The sequence below is a fragment of the Mycobacterium sp. genome (assembly GCF_046091765.1).
GTDB lineage: Bacteria > Actinomycetota > Actinomycetes > Mycobacteriales > Mycobacteriaceae > Mycobacterium.
In genome coordinates, this window is record NZ_JBJTCF010000016.1 from 13,225 (window position 1) to 32,760 (window position 19,536).

General features: G+C 69.6%; 17 protein-coding genes and 1 pseudogene. 10 read left to right on the forward strand and 8 right to left on the reverse strand.

The genetic code is table 11. The features are described 5' to 3' along the window. The first annotated feature begins 1 nt into the window (after nt 1). Genes ACKOB8_RS01745 through solA form a run of 6 tightly spaced genes read left to right on the forward strand, consistent with a single transcriptional unit; the run spans nt 2 to nt 6,217 of the window. Nucleotides 2–1,027 (forward strand): ABC transporter permease, encoded by a 1,026-nt coding sequence (locus tag ACKOB8_RS01745; protein ID WP_526375008.1) that lies wholly within the window; start codon nt 2–4, stop codon nt 1,025–1,027. Next, entirely contained in the window at nt 1,024–1,944 is a 921-nt protein-coding gene (locus ACKOB8_RS01750; RefSeq protein ID WP_526375010.1) for an ABC transporter permease, read from the forward strand. Before ACKOB8_RS01745 ends, ACKOB8_RS01750 begins: the two co-directional genes overlap by 4 nt. Beyond that, the gene (locus ACKOB8_RS01755; protein ID WP_526375012.1) at nt 1,944–2,909 is read left to right on the forward strand and encodes an ABC transporter ATP-binding protein; all 966 of its coding nucleotides are present in this window, start codon (nt 1,944–1,946) and stop codon (nt 2,907–2,909) included. Before ACKOB8_RS01750 ends, ACKOB8_RS01755 begins: the two co-directional genes overlap by 1 nt. Then, nucleotides 2,906–3,931, forward strand: coding sequence for an ABC transporter ATP-binding protein (locus ACKOB8_RS01760; RefSeq protein WP_526375014.1), 1,026 nt, complete (start codon nt 2,906–2,908; stop codon nt 3,929–3,931). Before ACKOB8_RS01755 ends, ACKOB8_RS01760 begins: the two co-directional genes overlap by 4 nt. Beyond that, on the forward strand, nt 3,928–5,058 hold the full coding sequence (locus ACKOB8_RS01765) for an aromatic ring-hydroxylating oxygenase subunit alpha (protein WP_526375016.1): 1,131 nt from the start codon (nt 3,928–3,930) through the stop codon (nt 5,056–5,058). Before ACKOB8_RS01760 ends, ACKOB8_RS01765 begins: the two co-directional genes overlap by 4 nt. Further along, nucleotides 5,051–6,217, forward strand: coding sequence for an N-methyl-L-tryptophan oxidase (gene solA, locus ACKOB8_RS01770; protein WP_526375018.1), 1,167 nt, complete (start codon nt 5,051–5,053; stop codon nt 6,215–6,217). The genes ACKOB8_RS01765 and solA overlap by 8 nt, the downstream gene beginning before the upstream one ends. Nucleotides 6,218–6,222: 5 nt before the next feature. On the opposite strand, the gene ACKOB8_RS01775 is transcribed toward solA, so the two are convergent. Continuing rightward, complete coding sequence (locus tag ACKOB8_RS01775) at nt 6,223–8,139, reverse strand: CocE/NonD family hydrolase (RefSeq protein ID WP_526375020.1); 1,917 nt, start codon at nt 8,137–8,139, stop codon at nt 6,223–6,225. Between the two features lie 29 nt (nt 8,140–8,168). Then, complete coding sequence (locus tag ACKOB8_RS01780; protein ID WP_526375022.1) at nt 8,169–9,248, reverse strand: P1 family peptidase; 1,080 nt, start codon at nt 9,246–9,248, stop codon at nt 8,169–8,171. 25 nt (nt 9,249–9,273) lie between these two features. On the opposite strand from ACKOB8_RS01780, the gene ACKOB8_RS01785 reads away from it, so the two are divergent. Continuing rightward, complete coding sequence (locus ACKOB8_RS01785) at nt 9,274–10,362, forward strand: histone deacetylase family protein (protein ID WP_526375024.1); 1,089 nt, start codon at nt 9,274–9,276, stop codon at nt 10,360–10,362. On the opposite strand, the gene ACKOB8_RS01790 is transcribed toward ACKOB8_RS01785, so the two are convergent. The 5 genes from ACKOB8_RS01790 to kstR are packed head-to-tail and all read right to left on the reverse strand — an operon-like array spanning nt 10,345 to nt 14,553. After that, complete coding sequence (locus ACKOB8_RS01790; RefSeq protein ID WP_526375026.1) at nt 10,345–11,175, reverse strand: beta-keto acid cleavage family enzyme; 831 nt, start codon at nt 11,173–11,175, stop codon at nt 10,345–10,347. The genes ACKOB8_RS01785 and ACKOB8_RS01790 overlap by 18 nt on opposite strands. A 9-nt stretch (nt 11,176–11,184) precedes the next feature. After that, nucleotides 11,185–12,216, reverse strand: a complete 1,032-nt coding sequence (locus tag ACKOB8_RS01795) for an MDR/zinc-dependent alcohol dehydrogenase-like family protein (protein ID WP_526375028.1) — start codon at nt 12,214–12,216, stop codon at nt 11,185–11,187. After that, a complete protein-coding gene (locus ACKOB8_RS01800) occupies nt 12,213–13,154 on the reverse strand; it encodes an MBL fold metallo-hydrolase (protein ID WP_526375030.1) in 942 nt (313 codons plus the stop codon). The genes ACKOB8_RS01795 and ACKOB8_RS01800 overlap by 4 nt, the downstream gene beginning before the upstream one ends. Beyond that, on the reverse strand, nt 13,154–13,912 hold the full coding sequence (locus tag ACKOB8_RS01805; RefSeq protein WP_526375032.1) for a LamB/YcsF family protein: 759 nt from the start codon (nt 13,910–13,912) through the stop codon (nt 13,154–13,156). The genes ACKOB8_RS01800 and ACKOB8_RS01805 overlap by 1 nt, the downstream gene beginning before the upstream one ends. Before the next feature lie 17 nt (nt 13,913–13,929). Then, the gene (kstR, locus tag ACKOB8_RS01810; protein ID WP_526375117.1) at nt 13,930–14,553 is read right to left on the reverse strand and encodes a cholesterol catabolism transcriptional regulator KstR; all 624 of its coding nucleotides are present in this window, start codon (nt 14,551–14,553) and stop codon (nt 13,930–13,932) included. Between the two features lie 211 nt (nt 14,554–14,764). Between kstR and ACKOB8_RS01815 the strand changes: the two genes are divergently transcribed. Then, entirely contained in the window at nt 14,765–16,900 is a 2,136-nt protein-coding gene (locus ACKOB8_RS01815; protein ID WP_526375034.1) for an acyl-CoA dehydrogenase family protein, read from the forward strand. A 117-nt stretch (nt 16,901–17,017) separates the two neighbouring features. Beyond that, nucleotides 17,018–17,902, forward strand: a complete 885-nt coding sequence (locus tag ACKOB8_RS01820) for a cyclopropane mycolic acid synthase family methyltransferase (RefSeq protein ID WP_526375036.1) — start codon at nt 17,018–17,020, stop codon at nt 17,900–17,902. A 5-nt stretch (nt 17,903–17,907) separates the two neighbouring features. Here the strand turns inward: ACKOB8_RS01820 and ACKOB8_RS01825 are convergent. Beyond that, nucleotides 17,908–18,180, reverse strand: a pseudogene (locus ACKOB8_RS01825) (2Fe-2S iron-sulfur cluster-binding protein); the annotation flags it as partial. A 163-nt stretch (nt 18,181–18,343) separates the two neighbouring features. On the opposite strand from ACKOB8_RS01825, the gene hsaA reads away from it, so the two are divergent. Further along, a complete protein-coding gene (hsaA, locus tag ACKOB8_RS01830; RefSeq protein ID WP_526375038.1) occupies nt 18,344–19,528 on the forward strand; it encodes a 3-hydroxy-9,10-secoandrosta-1,3,5(10)-triene-9,17-dione monooxygenase oxygenase subunit in 1,185 nt (394 codons plus the stop codon). Nucleotides 19,529–19,536 lie beyond the last annotated feature (8 nt).

Here is a 19,536-nt window from a genome sequence, read left to right on the forward strand (position 1 = left end):
TATGGCGCTGATCGGCGCGCCTGGCCGGCAGGAGAGCGGGCGCCGACGGATCCCGGGGGCGGGCGCGCGCTACGCGCTGTCCAGGGTGGCGTCAGCGGGCGGAACTTTCGTCTTCGTCATCGTGTTCAACTTCTTCCTGTTCCGGCTGCTGCCGGGTGACCCCATCTCGCTCTACACCCGGGGCCGCGATGTCGATCCGGAGATCAAACGACAGCTTCAGGCCAGGTTCAACGCCCCGATCGGCGAACAGTTCATCACCTATCTGCGAAATCCATTCGTTCCCGATCTGCCCTCGCAGCGGTTCAGCGCACCGGTCTGGGACGTGATCCTCCCGCGGATCTGGCCGACGCTGGTGCTGGTGGGTACCGCGACCCTGCTGGCGACGATCTTCGGTGTCTGGCTCGGTGTTCGGTGCGCCTGGAAGCGGGGCGGCCGCTTCGACAAGATCGCGACCACCATCACCCTCGTCCTGTACTCGATGCCCGAATTCTGGTTCGGAATGATCCTGCTCATCATCTTCTCGGTGGGAGTCTTCGGCATTCCGGGGATCTTCCCCGTCGGGGGGTTGTCCACACCGGGCACCGACATCAGCAGTCTTGCGGGGATCGCCGACGTCGCCTGGCATCTGACGCTTCCGGTGATCACCCTGACGGTGATCTACCTGGCCGAGTACGCCCTCGTGATGCGCGCCTCCCTGATCAACGAGCTCGACGAGGACTACCTGCTCACCGCCCGCGCCAAGGGACTTCGTGACGCTGATGTCCGGCGACGGCACGCGGTGCCCAACGCTCTACTGCCGACCACCACGCTGATCTTTCTCAACCTGGGCTTCGTCGTCGGCGGAGCAATCACCATCGAGTATGTGTTCTCGATCGCCGGGCTCGGCTCGCTGACCGTGCTGGCCCTGCGCGGCCCGGACATCCCGCTGCTGCAGACCCTCTTTCTGCTGTTCTCGGCCGCGGTCATCGTGGCCAACCTGCTCGCTGATCTGCTCTACGCCCGTCTCGACCCTCGAGTGCGGCAATGACCGGCAGCGACGCCGGCGCCGAGCGCATGCCGGTCTCCGCCCGATCGGTGGTGTGGTCGCGGCGCCGCCGCTCCGCGGGCCGGATCCTGGCGCAGTTTCGGCGGTCGCGATCGGGAATGCTCGGGCTGGCGATCTTTGCGGCCTTCGCTGTTCTCGCGCTGTGCGCGCCGTTGCTCTTCGCCGAGTCCCAGCTCGATGTCACCAAGGCCGGCGGTGCCATCTACTCCGCCCCGACGCCAGAGTTCTGGCTGGGTACCGACGAGGCGGGACGCAATGTCCTCGCCCTCGTCGTCTGGGGTGCCCGGATCTCGCTGCTGGTCGGTTTGTGCGCCACCGTGCTGTCAATGGTCATCGGCACCGCGATCGGAATCGCCTCCGGGCATTACCGCGGGCTGATCGGCTCGGCTCTGGATCGCCTGACTGACTGGTTCCTCGTCATCCCGTTCCTGCCGCTGGCGATCGTGCTGGCCACCGTTCTGGGCAAGAGCCTGCTCAACATCATCATCGTGATCGGGGTGACGTCCTGGCCGGCGACCGCGCGGCTGGTCCGGGCCCAGACGCTGTCAGTAGAAGGACGCCCGCACCTCGAGCGGGCGAAGGCGCTGGGCTCGGGTGACGTGCATCAGATGACCCACCACGTGCTGCCCAACGTGATGCCACTCGTTCTGGCCAACACCACCCTCGCGGTGTCGATCTCGATACTGTCCGAGACGACGCTGTCGTTCCTGGGTCTGGGTGATCCGACCGCGATATCCTGGGGCACCATCCTCGACGACGCGTTCGCCGGAGGGGCGATCTCAGCGGGTGCCTGGTGGTACCTGGCGGCGCCGGGTGTGTGTGTCGTGCTCGTCGTGCTCGCCTTCAACCTCATCGGGCGGGCACTGGAGGACATCCTCGACCCGCACGGAGCCATCTGATGGCACTTCTGGAATTCGACGACGTCAGCATCACCTACCGAGCCCGGCAGGGCCTCATCCCCGCGGTACGCGGAGTCACGCTGCGGGTGGAACCCGGTCAGAAACTCGGTCTGGCGGGGGAGTCGGGTTGCGGTAAGACGACGTTGACCAGTTCGGTGCTACGCCTGCTGCCCAAGTCCGCTGAGCTGTCCGGTCAGGTTCGGCTCGGCGGCGAAGACGTGATGGCGATGTCCTTCGGGCGGCTGCGCGCGGTGCGCTGGGCGGAGGCCGCGGTGGTCTTCCAAGGGGCCATGCACGCACTCAACCCGGTGCAGCGGGTCGAAACCCAGCTTGCCGAACCGATCCTGGTTCACGAGAGTGTCAGCCGGCAAGCGGCACGGGTGCGGGTGGGCGAGTTGCTCGAGCGGGTGGGTCTGCCCACCGGCCGGGCCCGCGCCTACCCGCACCAGCTCTCCGGCGGGCAGAAACAGCGGGTCATGATCGCGATGGCGCTGGCCTGTCGACCCAGTCTCCTGATCGCCGACGAACCCACCACCGCACTGGACGTGATGGTTCAGGCGCAGGTTCTCGAATTGCTGACCTCGCTCGTCGAGCAATTCGGCTTGTCGGTTGTGCTGATCAGTCACGACCTGGCGCTGCTGGCGCATGTCTGTGACCGGGTGGCCGTCATGTACGCGGGCCGTGTCGTGGAGGAGGGTCCGGCTGCGGACGTCTTCGACCATCCCCTCCATCCCTACACCCGGGGATTGGCGGGAGCCTTTCCCCGCATCGGTGACCAAGCGTTCCGCTACGCGCCCGCCGGATTGCGGGGCGACCCCCCGTTCCCGGGGGATCTCCCGCCGGGGTGTGCGCTGCATCCGCGCTGTCCGATAGCAATAGAGCAGTGCTCGGTACACGACCCGGTTTTGACCCGGGACGCTGACCGCGCGGTGGCATGCCATCGTGCCGGAAGGGCTGACCGGTGAGCGCCGAACGGACCGGGGCGAATTCGCCTGCGTTGGAGGTGATAGACCTCGAGGTGAGATTTCCGGTCAGTGCGGGTACCGTCGCCCGGTCGGTCGACGGTGTCAGCCTCGCAGTGGGCCGGGGTGAGATCGTCGCCCTGGTCGGTGAAAGTGGCTGCGGCAAGACGACATTGACCCGGGCGGTCATGGGTCTACTGAGGCCTTTCGCCGGCCAGGTGCGTGCCGACGGTGAGGCGCTCTCGTACCGCAAACGTGACCTCAAGTCCTACCGCCGCCGTGTGCAGCTGATCCTGCAGGACACCACCGGGGCGCTCAATCCCCGGCACACCGTGTACGAGGCCGTCGCCGAGGGTCTGCGGGTGCACGGTATGCACGAAGACGAGCAGAGCAGGGTCGCCGATGCCCTGGCTCGTGCCGGGTTGCGGCCGCCGGAACGCTTCTTCCTCCGATACCCGCACGAACTCTCCGGCGGGCAGCGCCAGCGGGTGGTGATCGCCGGTGCGCTGGTGCTCGGTCCGGAGGTTATCGTCGCCGACGAACCGGTCTCCAGCCTGGACGCGTCCGTCCGTGGCGAGATCCTCGCCCTGCTGCTGGGCCTGCGCGACGAGCTGGGTCTGAGCCTGCTCGTCGTGACCCACGACCTCGGGCTGGCCTGGAACATCGCCGACCGGGTGGCGGTCATGTATCTGGGCCGGATCGTCGAGGTCGGTCCCACCGAGGAGATTCTCTCCGCGCCGCGACACCCCTACACCAAAGCGCTGCTGTCGGTGGTGCCTGAGATCAGCGGGCTGGAGCCGATCGTGCTGACCGGAGAGACGCCCGACCCGACCGCCATTCCTCCCGGCTGCCGTTTTCATACTCGCTGCCCGGCGTTAGCGGACGGGGAGGCCGCTGCGGCCGGGATCGAGAAGCTGTGCCGAACGGTCGCCCCGCCCGTGCTGCCGACCGCGGCACATGGAGGCGATCACGCCGCCGCCTGCCATCTGGTGCCAGCCCGGATGGGTGATACTGGAGAGGGATGACCCGGGCGCTGCAGCCGGCCCTGGACCGGCATCACTACCTCGACGTGGATTTCCACCTGCGCGAGGCGACGATGCTGCGCGGCGAGTGGACCTGTGTCGGACGACTCGACGATCTGGGTCTGGCCAGCGGTGGCCGGATTTTGCGGAACCGCCGCGCGGTCATCGAATTCGGCGGCGAATCGGTCATTGTGACCGCCGACGATGGCGGAGCGGTGCGCGCGTTGGCCAACGTGTGTCGACACCGCGGGGCTCAACTGGTGGCTGTCGACGCAGTCGGCCGGGCCGAGCCCTGCGACGCGAAATCGCTGCGCTGCCCGTACCATTCCTGGACCTACGGGCTCGACGGTCAGCTGCTGCACGCACCGCACACCGAGGATGTCGAGATCGACTTCTCCGCCTTCGGCTTGGTTCGCCTGGGTGCGGATTCGTGGGCGGGTTTCCTGTGGATCACCGAGGACCCGGCGGCCCCTCCGGTCGCCGAGACGCTGGGCCCGGTACCCGATCGGGTCCGTCGTTACCCGCTGGAGTCCCTGGTCGTCGGTGCCCGTCTGGAATACTCCGTCGCCGCGAACTGGAAGATCCTCGCGGAGAACTACAACGAGTGCTACCACTGCGGGCCGGTCCATCCGGAGCTATGCCGGCTGGTCCCGGCATTCGGCGGCGGCGGTGCCGACCTGGACTGGGAGGACGGCATCCCGCACCGCGAGGGCGCCTGGACCTTCACGCTGACCGGCACCAGCGACCGCGCGCCGTTCCCCAATCTCGACGCGGCGGAAAAGGTTCGCCACAAGGGCGAATTGGTGTACCCGAACCTGTTTCTTTCGCTGTCCGCCGATCACGTCGCCGCGTTCGTGCTCCGACCCGTCTCGGTCGATCGCACGATGGTCACCTGCGATCTGCTTTTCGACCCGCGCGAGGTGGCGAAACCGGGCTTCGACCCCTCCGACGCCGCGCAGCTGTGGGATCTGGTGAATCGGCAGGACTGGGCGATCTGCGAGTCGGTGCAGCGCGGGATGGCGTCGCGGTACTACTCGCAGGGCTGGTTCGCACCGATGGAGGACGCCGCACTGGACATCCGGCGCTGGCTGCTGCCGCGACTGCGCCGCCATGAAGGCGCCGATGGCTGAGACCTGCGATCTGGCGGTGGTGGGCCTGGGCGCGCTCGGTAGCGCGACCGCCTGGCACGCCGCGGGTCGCGGCCTGCGGGTGGTCGGCATCGAGGCATACCGGCTCGGTCACGACCGCGGAGCCTCGCACGACACCTCGCGGATCATCCGGCACAGCTATCACAGCCCGGACTACGTCGCACTGACCTTCGGCGCCTACGACGAGTGGAACCGTCTGGAGCACGACACCGGGCAGCGGTTCGTGACGCAAACCGGGGGACTGGACCTCTTCCCGCCCGACGCCGCGATCGCGATCGACGACTACGCCTCGTCGATGGCGGCACTCGGTGTCGGTTTCGAGGTCCTCGACGCCGTGACGGTCGCCGAGCGCTGGCCGGCGTTCGCGCTGCCCGATGGCACGGTCGCGCTGTATCAGTCCCGCACCGGGATCGTGCCGGCCGCGGCCGGCACCGCCGCGATGGTCCGCCGAGCCCGCGAACTCGGCGCGGTGGTGCAGGAGAACACCCGCGTGGAGGCGATCGTCGCCGGCTCGGACAGCGTTGAGGTGGTGACCACTGCAGGTGTGGTCAGCGCCGGGCGCGTGGTCGTGACCGCGGACGCGTGGACCGCGGGCTTGCTCGCCCCTCTCGGTGTGAACCTGCCGCTGACCGTGACGGAGGAGCAGCTGACCTACTTCGCCCCGCCGCGGCCCGAACGGTTCGCTCCCGAGGTCTTCCCGGTCTGGATCTGGATGGACGACCCTTCCTACTACGGGTTCCCGACGTACGGCGCGGGCGAGACGACGGTCAAGGCCGCACAGGACTGCGGCGGACCCGAAGTGAGCGCCGAGGACCGGCACGGCGGCACTGACGCGGCGATGCTCGACCGGTTGGCGGCCTTCATGGCCGCGGTGCTGCCCGGCTCCGGCCCTCCGGTGCGGTCCAAGCGGTGCCTGTACACGTTGACTCCTGATCGCGACTTCGTCGTCGACCGCCTACCCGGTAACCCGGCGGTCACGGTGGGCCTGGGTTCGGCGCATGGATTCAAGTTCGCGCCGCTGTTCGGCCGCCTGCTCACCGACATGGCGCTGCACGGGGCGAGTGATTACGACCTTTCGGGTTTCCGGCTGGAGCGCGACGCCCTGACCAGTCCGGGTTATCTCGCCAACTGGCTGGTGTGAGCGGCTCAGGCCAGATCCCGGTCGAAACGGCGACTCCACGACCGCTGCCCGACGACGCGCTCGCTGCCGGGTTCGCCTTCCGAGCAGTCCAATTCGACACTCACATCGAGGTGCTCCTCGTCGGCGGTGACCGTCAACCGCGACGTGACCACGCAATCCACCGGCTCGCCGGCACCGTCGTCGTCGTAGTGCACGGTGAAGGTGACGTCGGATCGCAGGGTCTGTTCGAACGAGGCGGTGTTGACGCTCACCTCTCCGGCGTAATGTTCGCCGGCCCATCCGTACGGCGTGTCATAGGGCGCGCCGCCGTGGTCGATGGCGGCGCCGACAGCCCGGGTCAGCGGGTCTCGCCATATTCGCCAGGTCACTGCCGCGGGGTCTTCGCCGGCGGTCTCGTCTCCGGGGGCGAATTCCGGAGTGGGGAAGGGGCTCGTCGCGGGATCGTAGGTGGGCAGGACCAGCTCACCGCCGAGAACGGTCAGGGTCACCGGTGCGGGCGGCGCGAGGACGTTCGGCCAGTCGGCGCCGGCGAAAGCCAGTCGCAGGACGTGGCCGCCGTCCCATCGCCAGGCTGCCGCGTCGAGGTCGACGGTGATGTCGTAGACCTCCCCGGTGGCCAGCGGTGTCGCGGTGTCCATGCCCGCGCGGCGGGTCAGATTCAAAAACCCGCGGCACACCAGGGTGGATGTGCCGTCCGGAGCGACGTCACAGAGTCGCAGCGCGACTCCGGCGATCGGCCCGGACGCCGAAACCCGCAGTCGCGCAATCGGATACCCGGCGATCTCCAGCGCCTCATCCACCGGCCAGTCCCAGGTCAGTGACCGGACGTCGTCGGTGCGCTGGTCGTCGGGCTGCCCCCACGGCAGATGCCCGCTGCAGGAGAGCCACGCGGTGAGCCCGACGTCGGCGACGACCGGGTAGGGCGGGCGCGCCTCCAGGGTCCGGATGTCCTCGGCGGACCGTGGTGTCGGCCAGTCGTCGGCTCGCCACCCGCCGGGGACGTGGTCGAGGTCGACGGCGGGGCGATGCGAGGCTCGCGCATACCAGCGCGCGGTCGGCGGTGCGGTACCGGGAAGGACACCGCGCAGCCAGCGGTCCCACCATGCGACCATCTCCGGCACCAGGTCGATGCGCGGACCGGGCAGACACGACGACGTCGCCGCGTGCGACCACGGCCCGGCCAGCAGTTCGGCGTGCCGCCCCGCCGCGCGCAGCGCCGCCACGGTGCGGAAGGAGTTGTTGCGGTAGCCGTCCGCCCAGCCCGCGACCAGCAGCACCGGGCAGGTGATGTCGTGGTAGTCCGGGCGGATCGACCCGTGTTGCCAGTAGGCGTCCCGGCGGGTGTGGGCGAGCCAGGCCAGCAGCCACGGCTCGTGCTCGGCGATCCTTGCCGCCCACTCCGCGCGCCACTCGGAGCCCCAGATCGCCGGGACCGGCGGCAGGGCGTTCATCGGATTCATGTAGTGGCAGTAGTCGACGAGATCCAGCCAGCGTCGCGAGCCGCCGCAGAGATGGACGTCGTCGGTGTACCGGTCATCGGTCGCGAAGATCGCGATGACGGCCTTCAACGCGGGCGGGCACACGGCGGCCAGGTGCAGCGAATTGAATCCGCTGTAGGACGTCCCGTACATGCCGACGTTGCCGTCACACCACGGCTGTGCCGCCAGCCAGGTAATCACCTCGGTCAGATCGCGCGGCTCGGAGGCCGGGTACTCATCGGTGGCCCGCCCGCCGCTGCTGCCGGTTCCGCGCAGGTCCAGCCGGGCTACGGCATAGCCGTGCTCGTCGCGGAGTCGGACGTACTCCGGTCGGTAGGAGGCCGTGAGGTCGTCCTTGCGGTACGGCAGCGCCTCTAGGATGCACGGCTGGGCGCCCCCCTCGGGCAGGTAGAGGGTCACCGCCAGCCGGACACCATCGCTCATCGGTATCCACGCGTTGCGACGCCTGCCGGTCACGCGGGCACCAGCATCGCGCGGACGCGCTCCAGTGGCAGCGCGTCGATGGTCCGGCCGCCGACTCCTGTGATCGTCGTCGCCGAAAGCAGCGCGTCGATCACGGCCTCCTCAGCGGCATCGACGGTGGCTTCGAAGTAGGTGTCCAGCGCCGACCCGGACAACACCGCGCGGGGCGCGGCGGATTCCGTCCGCGCGGTGCGCAGACCGTTCGCCAGGCCGAGGAAGATCTCTCCCGAGCCGTGGTGGGCGGTGCTTCCGGTGCGGGCCAGCCCCAGTCCGATACGGGTCGCCAGCCGGGCGCAGCCGGCGGCGTCGACCGGTGCGTCGGTGATGACCACGCCGATACACGATCCGGCGGGCCGTGGCGCCTGATGGGCAGGCGGACCCAGGGCGCGACCGACCGGCACCCCGGCGATGGTCAGTCGCTCCCAGGTCCCGAAGTTCGCCAGCACCAGCACCGCCACCACATGACCGTCGGGAAGCTTGCGCGATGCCGAACCCACTCCGCCCTTCCACCCGTAGCAGCACATCCCGGTTCCGGCGCCGACCGCACCGAGTTCTACACGCGTGCCACCCGAAGACGCGCGGGCGGCGGCCAGCGCCGCGGCGACGTGCTCGTCACGCACGTGCATGCGGCGTGCGTCGTTGAGCCAGGAGTCGTCGCACTCGCCCACGATCGGGATCACCCAGTCGTCCACACCGATGTCGGGCTGCTCGGCGATGAGCAACCGGCATGCCGCGTCGTAGACCCTGCCGACCTGCATCGTGGAGGTCAGGAACACCGGGGTTTCGGCCAGGCCCCACTCCTGCACCTGCGATCGACCGGTCAGCTCACCCGCCCCGTTGAGCACCGACACCCCGGCGGGCACCGGGGCCACCCAGGCATCACCGCCGGGATCGAGCACCGTCACCCCGGTGCGGGCGATGCCCTCGCCGGCGGGGGGTTCGGCGTCGTCGGCGATCACCGTCGCGTGTCCGAGTCCGACCCCCGGCACGTCGAGAACGGAATTGGTGGGTCCCCGGGGGAGGGCGCCGATCGCGACCGACCAGTCCGCTAACCGGACCCTTCCGCTCATGGGCGCATCGTGCCATGCTGCCCCGGTGGCGGGGCGGATACCGGTGGTCATCGACCCGCGCTGCCGAGACCACGATCCCGACGCGGAGATCTGGCTCGGCGTGGCCACCGCCGCCGCCGAGACTGCCGAACGGGCCGAGGTGATCGAGGCGGCGCTGCGCGAACGCGGCCACCCGATGGTGCCGGCGCGCGAGTTCGACACCGCCTGGCTGGAATCGGTGCACTCGGCGGGTCTGCTCGAGTACCTCGCCACGGTCTGGGACCGCTGGGTCGCCGGCGGCTACCCCGATCAGGGTGCCTGGCGGGTCGTTCCGTATCTGTTCGGCAGCCCCGCACTGCTGCACGGCCTGCCGGCCCGGACACCGACGGCGTTGCACGCTCAGATCGGTGTCTTCTGCTACGACACCATGACCCTCGTCGGCCCCGGGAGCTGGCAGGCGATCCTGGCCGCCACCTACGTCACCCGTTCCGCGGTGGAGTCGGTCGTCGGCGGAGACACGCCGCAGGTGTACGCGCTGACCCGGCCGCCGGGACATCACGCCACCGCGACGGCCTACGGCGGATCGTGCTACCTCAACAATGCGGCCATCGCCGCACAGGCCCTGCGTGAGGCCGACTTCGCCCGGGTCGCCGTACTCGACATCGACGCCCACCACGGCAATGGCACCCAGGCGATCTTCTATGAGCGCGCCGACGTTCTCACCGCCTCGGTGCACGTCGACCCGGGCGCGGGCTGGTTTCCCCACCACGTCGGCTTCGCCGAGGAAACCGGGCGCGCCGCCGGACTGGGTGCCAACATCAATCTGCCGCTCGCGCCCGGTTCGGGCGACGCGGAGTGGCTGGAGGGGGTGGCGCGCATGACCGAGGCTGCCGCCGCCTTCGGCGCCGAGGCCCTCGTGGTCGCACTCGGCGTGGACGCCGCCATCGACGACCCGGAGAGTCCGTTACAGGTCACCCCGCAGGGCTACCACCGGGCCGGGGCCGCCCTGGGGGCACTGGAACTGCCGACGGTCATCGTGCAGGAGGGCGGCTATCACCTGCCGACCCTGGGTGCGCTGGTGGCCGCGACCCTCGACGGTCTGGGCGGGTCGACGACGTCAGTGCAGCCCGAGTAGTTCTCTGGCCTGCTCGAGAGTGGCGACCTCCCGGCCGAGTGTTGTCGTCAGACCGACGAGCTTGGCGACCAGGGCCTCGTTGGACGGGGCGAGTACGCCCTTGGAGATGTAGGCGACGTCCTCGAGTCCGGTGCGCACCCCGTCGGCGCCCCTCAGCAGGCCCAGCGCCAGAATCCGTTCATGCCAGCGGCCCACGCACGTCACGGTCCAGAACGTCCCGGGCGGCAGCGGTCGGATCATGGCCTCCAGGGCCTCCGGCGAGGCGTCGATGCCGCCGGGCACTCCGAAGACCAGATTCACCCGCAGCGGTGCGGGCAGAATGCCCTCGTTGAACAGGCTGACGGCACTGACCACGTGCCCCACGTCGAACGCCTCGACCTCCAGCGCCGTGCCTTGCCCACCGGCGCGGGCGATGATCTCGCGCGCGGCCGGGGGCGGGGTGATGAAGGTTTCGTCGCCGAAGTTCATCGAGCCGGTCTCCACCCCGCACATGTCGGGCATCGCCTGCAGCCCGCCCATGCGGTCTTCGATGCTCATGGTGTTGGAGCCGCCGGTGGAGACGTTGGTCACCGCCCGCGGTTCTTCGGCGCGGATCCGTTCGATCACCTGCTGGAAGAGCTCAGGCCGCCCGCTGGGTGTGCCGTCGTCCTCGCGGACGTGCAGGGCGGCGATTGCCGCACCGGCTTCCACCGATCGCAGGCTCGAATCGGCGATCTCGGCCGGCGTGTAGGGCACGTTCGGATTGTTGTCCCGGGTCACGTCTGCCCCGGTGATCGCCGCGGTCACAACGACCGGATTGGTGTTCCAGCCCACGGTGTTCCCCTACTCTCGGCCGGCGGCGAGTGCCGCCCGCAGCGCGGGGGTGCCGCGCAGCAGGTCGAATGCGTACGACCCGGTGTCGGGGGCGTATCCGCTGCCGATCAGCATTGTCACATCGTGCCCCATTCCGTCCGCCGTGAGTGCCGCAGTGCTGAAGTTCGTCGCCATCGAGAAGAACAGGACCGTGCCGTTCTGCTTGGTGGCCAGGATGGAGAACGGCTCACACCGGGTTGCGTTGACCACCACGACGGTCAGGTCGGCCGGCGGCGCACCGGCATCACGCAGCGCCGCCAGCGCCGCCAGCGGCTGCCGGGCGTCGGTGACCACCCCGACGTCGCACAGTCCGGCTTCCCGGACCCGGCGCACCGCTTGGTCGTCGACATCCACCGCGATCACGACTGAATCGCCATCCATCCGGTCTCGGGCGGCCGCCATGGCCAGGGTGCCGGCGTGGCCGCAGCCCAGCACACACACCACGCCCGATCTCGGGGCCAATCGCGCGGTGTGGGACGCGGCCGCGTACACGTCATAGATCTCGATCGCGGTGGCGACGTCCACGTCGGCGGGCACCGGCCCCCAGGGCACGCTCGGGCACACGTACGCGGTCCCGGCAACGTCGACCTGGGCGGACTCGGGTCTGACGCGAACGATCGCATCGAGCCGCAACGGGATCAGGGTCAGCGATGCCAGCGGGACGACGCGGTCACCGATCCGGGGCGGGCCGGGAAACCGCGCGCCGACGGCGCGCACGGTTCCGAGCGCGACGCCACCGGAATCGGTGACCGGGTTGTGCATCTTGCCGCGGGCCGCGACGATCTCGCGAATCCGCCCGGCCATCCGGTCCGGGTCGGCACCGGCCGCGGTGCGGATTTCCCGAAAGGACGTGGCGTCCAGGCACAGCCGCTCGACGGCGATCTCAAACTCATGCGGCCGCACCGGCGCGGACGGATCGAGTCGCTCGGCGGGCTGGGGCAGCGATCCGGCGGGTTCGGAGACTCGGTCCGCCCCGAGGTCCTCGACCATAGGGGTGTTCACCGCTCATCGTCTCCGGTCGGCGCCCACGGGTCGGTGCGCTGCCACACCGTCGGCAGATGCAGGACCACTCCGTCGCGCTCGGCCAGGCGCGTCAACACCCGCATGGTCGCGTCGAGATCGTCACCGGCGTAGGGCAGCGCGCGCAGCGGCTGATCCAGCGGGCGGAAGAAGTCGTCCCAGTGGATCAGCAGCACCCGTCGCGCACCGACCGCCCGAACCGTGTGCTCCCAGTACCGCGTGATGTAGTCCGGCGACTGCAGACCCAGCTGGCCCACCCCGAGATAGACCACCTCCGCGCGCCGGCCGTCGAGTGCGCCCGCGACGAATCCGGCGCTGCCCTGCACCAGCAGCCGCCGGTCGGTCGGGCGGTGATGGATCAGCGTCGACCAGGCCTCGCCGCAGCGGAATGCCGAGGCACGCGCCGGCGGGACGACAGGTGCGCCGATGGCTCCCGGGAACCGGTCGGGAGGACAGTGGTGGGACTCGATGAGGGTCACCGCGAACGGACCGAGGGACATCTCCTCGCCGGGCGCGGCCACCACGATGCGGTCCTCGGCCAAGCCGTGACCGCGGGCCACGTTCGCGGCCGACTCGCCGCCGACGATCAACGCTCCGGTCCGCTCGGCGACCGCCGCGGAGTCCAGGGCGTGGTCGAAGTGCGTGTGCACCGGCAGCACCGCGATCAGCCGGCTGACCCCGGCTCGCGCAAGGCAGTCGCGGATCCGCGGCGCGGACGGAGCCAGTTTGCGCAGGCCGACGTCGAGCAACGACGGCCGGGAGAAGAAGCCGTCGGTCATCAGCGCCGCCGTGCCGTCCTCGACCAGCAGCGTGGACACCCCCAGCCAGGTCACCGTCAGTGCCGAGTCGCCGGCGGCCGCCGGTGCGTCGAAGCGGGCGGAGTAGGCACTGATGTCGGGACGGCCCGGCTTCAGCCGCATCAGGCGAAGGCCTTCAGATCGACACCCTCGGCTTCCAGTCGCCGCCGCACGACTGCGGCGATCCGAACGGCACCTGGTGAATCACCGTGTACGCAAACCGATTCCGCAGTGAGCGCGATCACCGATCCATCCACCGCGGTCACCGATCCGGTGGTCACCATCGCCGCCACCCGGTCGGCGATCTCCTCCGCATCGTGCAGCACCGCACCCTCGCAGTGCCGCGGCACGAGGTTTCCGTCCGGCAGGTAGGCCCGATCGGCGAATACCTCGGCCACGGTGCGCAGGCCCACCCGCTCAGCCTCGGCGAAGAAGGCCGAACCCGCCGGGCCGAGCACCGGCAGCGCGGGGTCGGTGGCGTACACGGCGGCGGCCACGGCCTTCGCCTGCTCGGGGTCGACGGCGATCGTGTTGTACAGCGCACCGTGGGGCTTCACGTAGCCCAGTGTCGTCCCGGCCGCGCGCGCCATCGCCTGCAGGGCGCCGATCTGGTAGACGACGTCGGCACGCAACTCCTCGGGTTCCACCTCGATGCGCCGGCGTCCGAACCCGGCGAGGTCGAAGTAACCGACCTGGGCGCCGATCCGCACCCCACGCTCGGCCGCGGCGCGGCAGGTGCGCGCCAGCCCGACCGGATTGCCGGCGTGGAAACCGCAGGCGAGGTTGGCGCTGGTGACCAGGTCGAGCATGGCCTCGTCGTCGCCCAGTCGCCATACCCCGAAGCCCTCGCCCAGATCGGCGTTGAGGTCCACGACTGACACGGTCTTGAGGAGTCGGGTCAGGGATTGCGCGGGCCGGCGGGGGTCTTGTCGTCGCCGATGAGCAGGCGCACGGCGAGATCCAGCCGCTTGCTGACGTCATTGGCCGACGCTCGCCGGGTCAGCCAGGCCAGCAGGTTGGACAGCCACACGTCGGAGATCACCCGGGCGATGCGGTGCTGGTCGTCAGTCGCCTCGCCCTCACTCATGGCCCGGGCGAACATGCTGTCGATGATCTGCTCGACGTGATCGACCTCCCCGGCCGCTGAGGCATCGGCGAAGACGTAGGCGCGGGTCATCGCCTCGGTCAGCAGCGGGTTGCGCTGCATCGCGCGGTTGAGCTTCGCGACCATGAAGCTCAGCCGCTGGTAGGGCGTCTCGCCCGCCAGCGACGAGCGGTCGGTCTTGGCGTCGATGCGCTCGAACTCCCGCCCCAGAGCCGACACCAGAAGGTGGACCTTGGAGGGGAAGTACCGGTAGAGCGTCCCGACGGCGACATCGGCGCGGTCGGCGACCGCCCGCATCTGCACGGCTTCGTATCCACCCTTGGAGGCGATCGCCAGCGTGGCGTCGAGGATGCGCTTGCGCCGTTCGCGCTGGGCCTCCGAGCCCAGTTCGGACTCGGTGAGCACCGCGACCGGCATCACCTCCCGCGGCTGGGACGCGCTCGCCGGCGCGGAAGACTTGGGCGAGGAAGACGACGCTGGAGAGGACACCTGCTGCTTCCCTTCGCGACTGCCCGCTGCCGACCCGGCCCGGTCGACTTACCGACCACCTGCTGGCACTATTAGAACACGTTCTAGAGAGCCCGGTCGCGGCGATTTCCCGCCGCCCGGGCTGAGCCGAGGAGTGAATGTGCTCGACAGAGGCCTCGACAGGGGCGGTGTCGCCGTCACCGACGAACAGGGCGCCGCCCGCGAACTGGTTCGCAGCTGGGCCTCCGGTGCGGGGACCCGAGAGGGCGTTCGCGGCGTCGAGGACGGCCGGCCCGATGCCTGGCGCGAGGTCTTCGACGGGGCGGCCGATCTGGGGTTGTTCGGGGTCGCCGTCGCCGAGGAGTGCGGCGGCGCCGGCGGATCGATAGCCGACCTGTGCGCGATGGTGGAGGAGGCGGCGCGGGAGTTGGTCCCGGGTCCGGTGGCCACGACAGCTCTGGCGACCCTGGTCGTCGAGGCACCGGCGGAGCTGGCAGCCCTCGCCTCGGGCCGGCTGACCGCCGGTGCGGCACTGACCGGAGATCTCCACCACGACGCCGACGGAATCAGCGGCACGGCCGACGTGCTGGGCGCCGGCGTCCCGGGCCTGCTGCTGCTGCCGATCGGGGATCACGTGTTCGTGGTGGACGCGGGGGCGGAGGCCGGCGAGCGGGTGACGGTCGAACCGCTGGCGGCCACCGACTTCTCCCGCACGCTGGCCCGGGTGCGACTGCACCGCGCCCCGGCAACCCGGCTGGCGGTCACCCGGCGGCGATTCACCGACCTGGCCGCGGCCATGCTGGCCGCCGAAGCAGCGGGGGTGGCCCGGTGGGCACTGGACACCGCGGCGGGTTACGCGAAGGTGCGTGAGCAGTTCGGCCGGCCGATCGGCAGTTTCCAGGCGGTCAAGCACCTGTGCGCGGAGATGCTGCTGCGCTGCCAGCAGAGCGCGGTCGCGGCCGCGGATGCCGCCGCGGCCCTCGAGGCCGGCGACGAGGACCAGGCGTCGATCGCGGCCGCGGTCGCCGCGGCGGCGGGGATCGACGCCGCCACCGCCAACACCAAGGACTGCATTCAGGTGCTCGGCGGCATCGGGATCACCTGGGAGCACGATGCGCACCTCTATTTGCGCCGGGCCTACGGCATCGCGCGCTTCCTCGGTGGCCGGTCGCACTGGCTGCGCCGGGTGACCGAGTTGACCCTCGCGGGGATCCGCCGCGAACTGCACGTCGACCTGGACTCGGTGGCGCATCTGCGACCCGAGATCGCCGCCGCCGTCGCCGAGGTTGCGGCGCTGCCGGCCGAGCAGCGCCAGGTCGCGATGGCCGATTCGGGGCTGCTGGCGCCACACTGGCCGAGCCCCTACGGACGCGATGCCGGCCCGGCCGAGCAACTGCTCATCGACTCCGAACTCGCCGCCGCCGCAGTCCAGCGCCCCGACCTCGTTGTGGGCTGGTGGGCGATCCCGACGATCCTCGAGTACGGCACTCCCGAACAGATCGACCGGTTCGTCGCGCCGACCCTGCGAGGGGCGATCATCTGGTGCCAGTTGTTCAGCGAGCCGGGTGCCGGCTCGGATCTGGCCTCGCTGCGGACCAAGGCCGTTCGCACCGAGGGCGGCTGGAAGCTCACCGGGCAGAAGGTGTGGACCTCGGCCGCGCACCGGGCGCAGTGGGGCGTGTGTCTGGCCCGCACCAACAGCGAAGCCCCCAAGCACCGGGGCATCACCTATTTTCTGCTCGACATGCGTGCGGCGGGGATCACCATCCGGCCGCTGCGGGAGATCACCGGTGCGCAGAACTTCAACGAGGTCTTCCTCGATGACGTCTTCATCCCCGATGAGATGGTGGTGGGCGGCGTCGACGACGGCTGGCGACTGGCCCGCACCACGCTGGCCAACGAGCGGGTGGCGATGGCGCACGGCACGGCGCTGGGCAACCCCATGGAGGAGATGCTGCGCGGACTCGCCGGTTCCGAACTCGACCCCGCCACCAGCGACCGGCTCGGCGAACTGCTGCTCGCGGCGCAGATTGGGTCGTTGCTCGATCAGCGCATCGCCCGCCTTGCGGTGGGGGGGCGGGACACCAGCGCGGAGGCCAGCGCCCGCAAGCTGATCGGGGTGCGCTACCGCCAGGTGCTCGAGGAGTTCCGCATGGAGCACTCACCCGGCGGCGGCGCGGAGGCCAACGAGGCCGTGCAGAGCTTCCTGAACACCCGGTGCCTGTCGATCGCCGGCGGCACCGAACAGATCCTGCTGAGCATGGCCGGTGAACGGCTGCTCGGCCTACCGCGCTAGCGGTCGGGCCCGCGCGGCGCGGTTTGCTATCTCGGGGCGCGTGCCATTAACTGTTCCCAGCGGAAGGGGCGGCAGGGAACCGCCTGAAAACAAGGACGCAAAGATCGTGAGGACTCAATGGCGACTTCGAAGCCCCCGGTGAAAGCCCCGCTGGCACCCAAGTACGAGGAACTGCAGTCGATCTACGACATCTCCAACGAGTTCTTCGAGCTGTTCCTGGGCCCGACGATGGGCTACACCTGCGGATACTACGAGCGCGACGACATGACCACCGACGAGGCCCAGAACGCGAAGTTCGACCTCGCGCTGGGCAAGCTCAACCTCGAACCGGGGATGACGCTTCTCGACGTCGGGTGCGGCTGGGGCGGCGGCATGCAGCGCGCACTGGAGAAATTCGACGTCAACGTCATCGGACTCACCCTCAGCAAGAGCCAGCAGGAATACGCCATCGCCAAGCTGGCCAAGGTTCCCACCAGCCGCACCGTCGAGGTCCGGCTGCAGGGGTGGGAGGAGTTCGACGAGAAGGTCGACCGGATCGTCAGTATCGGTGCGTTCGAGCACTTCGGCCACGACCGCTACGACGCCTTCTTCGAGAAGTCCTACGCCGCGCTGCCCTCGGACGGGACCATGCTGCTGCACACCATCACCGGCGTGAACCTCGCCGACGGTGAGAAACTCGGTCTAAAGATGACGTTCGAACTGGCCCGCTTCGCGAAGTTCATCATGACCGAGATCTTCCCGGGCGGTCGTCTGCCGTCGGTGTCGATGGTGGAGGAGAAGGCCACCAAGGCCGGGTTCACCGTGCAACGGGTGCACCTGATCGGACCGCACTACGTCAAGACGCTGCAGGGGTGGGCGGCGGCGCTGGAGGCCAACCGCGAGAGGGCCATCGCCGTGCAGTCCCAGGAGGTCTACGACCGTTACGACAAGTACCTCAACGGCTGCGTGCAGCTGTTCCGGGAGGGGTACACCAACCTCGGCCAGTTCACCCTGCAGAAGTAACTCTTTCAGTCGTAGGTCACCTCGACCGAATCCGACCTCGGTCGGGACTGGCAGGCCAGGATCAGGCCCTCGGCCAGGTCGTCGGGTTCCAGTACGTCGTTGGTCTCCATCTCCACCTCGCCGCGCAGCTTGGTGACGGCGCAGGCGCCGCAGTGGCCCTCCCGGCAGGAGTGCGGCGCGTCGATCCCCTCATCGAGCAGGACGTCGAGGAGTTTCTGGTCGCGCGGCCAGGACACGGTGTGGGTCTGTCCGTCGAGGTGCACGATTGCGGTGGCCGGGTGGGCGGCATCGGACACGGGAAGCCGTCCTTTCTAGAACAGGTTACAGAAATGACAGTACAGTGACGTACCTGCGACCAAGCCGGGAAGCGTCTGCGCTGCTCGACACGAATCGTAACGTGTTCTAGTCTGGGACCAAGGAACGCACTCCGGGAGGCTTGTGGTGACCTCTGTTGAACAGCGCGACGCCCAGAAGGTCCTGGCCGCGATCGACGACCTGCTGCCGCGGGTGCGCGAGCGCGCGCCGCGCGCCGAGGAACTTCGGCGGCTGCCCGAGGAGACCATCGCCGACCTCGACGAAGCCGGCTTCTTCAAATTGCTCCAGCCCGAGCAGTGGGGCGGCCTGCAGTGCGACCCCACACTCTTCTTCGAGGCGGTGCGCCGGCTGGCTAGCGCCTGCGGCTCGACCGGGTGGGCGTGCGGCATCCTCGGCGTGCACAACTGGCATCTGGCGCAGTTCGACCAGCAGGCGCAAGAAGACGTCTGGGGTGACGACCCGACCGTGCGCACATCGTCGTCCTATGCGCCCATGGGCGCCGGAGTGGTGGTCGACGGGGGATATCTGGTCAACGGCACGTGGTTGTGGTCGTCGGGCTGCGATCACGCCAACTGGACCTTCGTCGGCGGCCCCGTCATCAAGGACGGCCGGCCGGTCGACTTCGGCAGCTTCCTGATGCCGCGCGGCGACTACCAGATCCGCGACGACTGGCACGTCGTCGGCCTGAAGGGCACCGGCAGCAACACCCTGATGGTCAAGGACGTCTTCGTCCCGCGCCACCGCTTCCTGTCCTACGGCGCGATGAACAACCACACCGCCGGGGGGCTGCAGACCAACACCGCGCCGGTCTACAAGATGCCCTGGGGCACCATGCACCCGACGACGATCTCCACCCCGATCGTCGGCATGGCCTACGGCGCCTACGAGGCGCACGTCGAGCACCAGGGCAGGCGGGTACGGGCGGCCTTCGCCGGGGAGAAGGCCAAGGACGACCCGTTCGCCAAGATTCGCATCGCCGAGGCGGCCAGCGACATCGACGCCGCGTGGCGCCAGCTGAAGGGCAACCTGGCCGAGGAGTACGAGTTGCTCTGCGCCGGCAAAGAGGTGCCGATGGAACTGCGCGCCCGGGCCCGCCGCGACCAGGTGCGCGCCACCGGTCGGGCGATCGCCTCCATCGACCGGCTCTTCGAGGCCGCCGGCGCCACCGCGCTCAACAGCGACCAGCTGCTGCAGCGCTACTGGCGCGACGCCCACGCCGGCCGGGTTCATGCCGCCAACGACGCCGAGCGGGCCTACGTGCTCTACGGCAACCACGAGTTCGGCCTGCCCGTCGGCGACACGATGGTCTAGCGGGCGAC

What these genes read in the sequence shown, in the direction of transcription:
- ACKOB8_RS01745 (WP_526375008.1), top strand. Translation starts at nt 2, where the DNA reads ATGGCGCTGATCGGCGCGCCTGGCCGGCAGGAGAGCGGGCGCCGACGG.
- ACKOB8_RS01750 (WP_526375010.1), top strand. Translation starts at nt 1,024, where the DNA reads ATGACCGGCAGCGACGCCGGCGCCGAGCGCATGCCGGTCTCCGCCCGA.
- ACKOB8_RS01755 (WP_526375012.1), top strand. Translation starts at nt 1,944, where the DNA reads ATGGCACTTCTGGAATTCGACGACGTCAGCATCACCTACCGAGCCCGG.
- ACKOB8_RS01765 (WP_526375016.1), top strand. Translation starts at nt 3,928, where the DNA reads ATGACCCGGGCGCTGCAGCCGGCCCTGGACCGGCATCACTACCTCGAC.
- solA (WP_526375018.1), top strand. Translation starts at nt 5,051, where the DNA reads ATGGCTGAGACCTGCGATCTGGCGGTGGTGGGCCTGGGCGCGCTCGGT.
- ACKOB8_RS01775 (WP_526375020.1), bottom strand. Translation starts at nt 8,139, where the DNA reads ATGAGCGATGGTGTCCGGCTGGCGGTGACCCTCTACCTGCCCGAGGGG.
- ACKOB8_RS01780 (WP_526375022.1), bottom strand. Translation starts at nt 9,248, where the DNA reads ATGAGCGGAAGGGTCCGGTTAGCGGACTGGTCGGTCGCGATCGGCGCC.
- ACKOB8_RS01800 (WP_526375030.1), bottom strand. Translation starts at nt 13,154, where the DNA reads ATGCGGCTGAAGCCGGGCCGTCCCGACATCAGTGCCTACTCCGCCCGC.
- kstR (WP_526375117.1), bottom strand. Translation starts at nt 14,553, where the DNA reads ATGCCGGTCGCGGTGCTCACCGAGTCCGAACTGGGCTCGGAGGCCCAG.
- ACKOB8_RS01820 (WP_526375036.1), top strand. Translation starts at nt 17,018, where the DNA reads ATGGCGACTTCGAAGCCCCCGGTGAAAGCCCCGCTGGCACCCAAGTAC.